Origin of the sequence: Mycobacterium sp. (assembly GCF_035633495.1) — a bacterium.
In the GTDB taxonomy this organism is placed as follows: Bacteria; Actinomycetota; Actinomycetes; order Mycobacteriales; family Mycobacteriaceae; genus Mycobacterium.
Genome location: NZ_DASQEU010000178.1, coordinates 1 through 2,384, shown reverse-complemented (window position 1 = coordinate 2,384; position 2,384 = coordinate 1). Strand labels below are relative to the sequence as shown.

Genomic DNA, 2,384 nt, shown 5'->3' with positions numbered 1-2,384 from the left:
CGGTGACATATGGGGTGCGGTCGCCGAACCCCGAACTGGCGCGTGAGCAAACCCTCTTCGCGTTGTTGATGGGCATCCGGGAAGCGTCGATCGCGGAGGTGTACGTCATGGGCCGACAATTGGGTGCGAACTAGGCGCGTCGAATGACCGCCACTGCTGGTGCTCGCGCTCCCAGCGCCTGTTGGGTGAATGGCTGAAGTCGAACCAGCGGCAGGAGTCCCTGTCGGCGCTGCGCTCGACGCTGGCGAGGGACTTCTCGACAGCATCGCAGACGACGCCATTCGGTACCACGGTGCGCATCGAGAACGGCCAAACCGAGCTGACGCAGAGTTGGAAGTCGGCGATGCTCGTGCCGGTGCTGCTGTCGCGGCTCCTCGGGACGCAGCTCGATCGGCTTGGCGCCGAGCCGTGGCTTGCGATGTGGCTGAGCGAGGTAGCCAGTGTCTCGGCGCTGGTTGGACCCCGTGGACGGTGCGGGCCTGGCCGTCACGCTGCGCGGCGCCGTGGTAGGGGCCGGCTACGTGGTGACGCTGACCATCTTGCGACGTATAGCACTCCGCTGCCGTCCCGGACCACTGGTCGCCGGGGTTCGCGGTCTCGAGCAGATCGGCCATCGAGGTGAACCGTTCGTGACTCCGATCAGCCCGACGGTGCTGATGACGCTGCCGACGACCTCGCCCGTGATTCCGAGCGGTCCCGGTGGGTCGATTGTCTACGCGATGTCGCGGATTTGTTTGACGATGTCACCGAAGCCCACCGGCGCCACCTCCCCGTCGTCGTTTATCGCGCTAGCAGCGCCGAAGGCCAGGATGCGCACGAATTCTGGGCTCACATCTTGCACCACTTCCAGGAGCCGTCCTCGCGGACGAAGTCGATGTCGTCGGCGTCTTCGCCGTCTTGAGTGACGGTTGCGGTCGCTGAATCGCCGCCGACCTCTACCGACTGGACGTCGAAGTTCAATTCACCGCTTTCGCCCCGCGCATCCAAGAAGTCCTTTGCGTTGAACTCCTTGTCGTTGCGCATCTTCTGGTACAGGACGGGTTTGAAGCCATCGAAGTCGCTGTCGTTCCATGCCTTTTCGAACGCCTTGACGACGTCCTCGATCTGCTCCTCGTCGGGTCTTTTGGTTCGCGGAGGGCTCCGTCGGCTTCGGCGCGGTGCCATCTGACGGTGATCTCAAAACCAACACCGTGATCACTACGCCGACGACGAGCAAAGCGCCCCGACGAGCCCCCCGATGATCAGTCCGCTCTGCGCGTCGCCGAACCCTCGGAAACCCACTTCTGCCAACCCGGCGGAGGGGGCGGCCACGACGGGTCGGGCTGCCAGCCGGCCGGGGGTGTCCAGCCGGGCGGTACGGGTGGCCAATTCGGCGTCGATTGCATCAGGACGGCTGCCCAGCTGACGGCGTGGTTGCGATTGGCGGAGCGCGACGAGGCGCCGCCGGGTCTGCGGTCCAGCCTCACCTTCCGGCAGCGGCCGTGTTCCCGTTGATGGCGCCGGATTTCGAATCAGCCTCACTGGAGCGGCAGTCGTGGTCGGTCTCGACGTGGTGACCCTCCCGGTGTTCAAGTTCGTGAAGTGGTTGCAGTACTGGGACTCGCCGACTGAGGGAGCCGGGTCGAGCAAAACGCTCACGCATTACCGCACCGTTGATCGCAGCCCGGTGTAATACTCGACGCGTCGCCGGCGGAGGCGAACCGAGGGGCACACACGGAGGGAACATCATGAAAATCGCCAGGGGATAGCGATATCCGCATTGGTCGCAGGCCTGAGTGCGGTCGGATTCGCAAGTCCGGCTTCGGCGGAGGATCTAGCTGGCCCGTACACCTTGGACTTGGGCGCTGAGAATTCAGCGACGTGGACGTTCACGCCGTGCGAGGACGCCAACATGGAGCCGTTCCAGCAGTGCGTGAACGTGGCCGAGACGGGCGGTGAGAACGTGCCTTGGCAGGGGCAGGCTCATTGGCAGGTGGGTTACTTCATCATGAAGGTCGACCGGTCAGACGCGATCACCTGCGACGATGGCAGCAAGCTGCCCGCCAACGTCACGTATTCGTGGGACCCAGGGTCCCTTGAAGGCGTGATTGCGTTTTACTTCACCGGAGGGTGTGGTGGCGCTCCCGCGGGGAGTCTGTCCGCACCGTTCCTTCTGACGAAGGCGTAGCGGCCTGTACTTCTGCACTAGTGATCGCCCGCGGGCGCAGCTGGCATCACAGCCGCTGCCACCGCGGGCGGTCTTCTTGCGTGCGCCAAATCGCCTGAGGCAGTTGGCTGGTGGCGTTGGTCGTCCGGCGGCGGCTTGATGTGCTCACGCGCCCAGTTCTTTCCGTCAGTGGCACACGTCGACGGTCGTGTCGGCAGTGACCACCTGGCTGGCTTGT

At 64.6% G+C, this 2,384-nt stretch carries 3 protein-coding genes and 1 pseudogene; 1 reads left to right on the top strand and 3 read right to left on the bottom strand.

Going from position 1 to position 2,384, the window contains the following annotated elements:
• Positions 1-533: 533 nt before the first annotated feature.
• The 3 genes and pseudogenes from VET27_RS25585 to VET27_RS25575 form a co-directional block, all read right to left on the bottom strand.
• Positions 534-638 (bottom strand): annotated as a pseudogene (locus tag VET27_RS25585) (EspA/EspE family type VII secretion system effector); the annotation flags it as partial.
• A 190-nt stretch (positions 639-828) separates the two neighbouring features.
• Positions 829-1,164 (bottom strand): Rv0361 family membrane protein, encoded by a 336-nt coding sequence (locus VET27_RS25580; protein ID WP_526522707.1) that lies wholly within the window; start codon positions 1,162-1,164, stop codon positions 829-831.
• Between the two features lie 33 nt (positions 1,165-1,197).
• Complete coding sequence (locus tag VET27_RS25575) at positions 1,198-1,368, bottom strand: hypothetical protein (RefSeq protein WP_526522704.1); 171 nt, start codon at positions 1,366-1,368, stop codon at positions 1,198-1,200.
• A gap of 469 nt (positions 1,369-1,837) precedes the next feature.
• On the opposite strand from VET27_RS25575, the gene VET27_RS25570 reads away from it, so the two are divergent.
• Positions 1,838-2,167, top strand: coding sequence for a hypothetical protein (locus tag VET27_RS25570; RefSeq protein WP_526522701.1), 330 nt, complete (start codon positions 1,838-1,840; stop codon positions 2,165-2,167).
• Positions 2,168-2,384 lie beyond the last annotated feature (217 nt).

Excerpts from the sequence above, each read along its gene's own strand:
- VET27_RS25580 (WP_526522707.1), bottom strand. The coding sequence starts at position 1,164 with ATGGCACCGCGCCGAAGCCGACGGAGCCCTCCGCGAACCAAAAGACCC.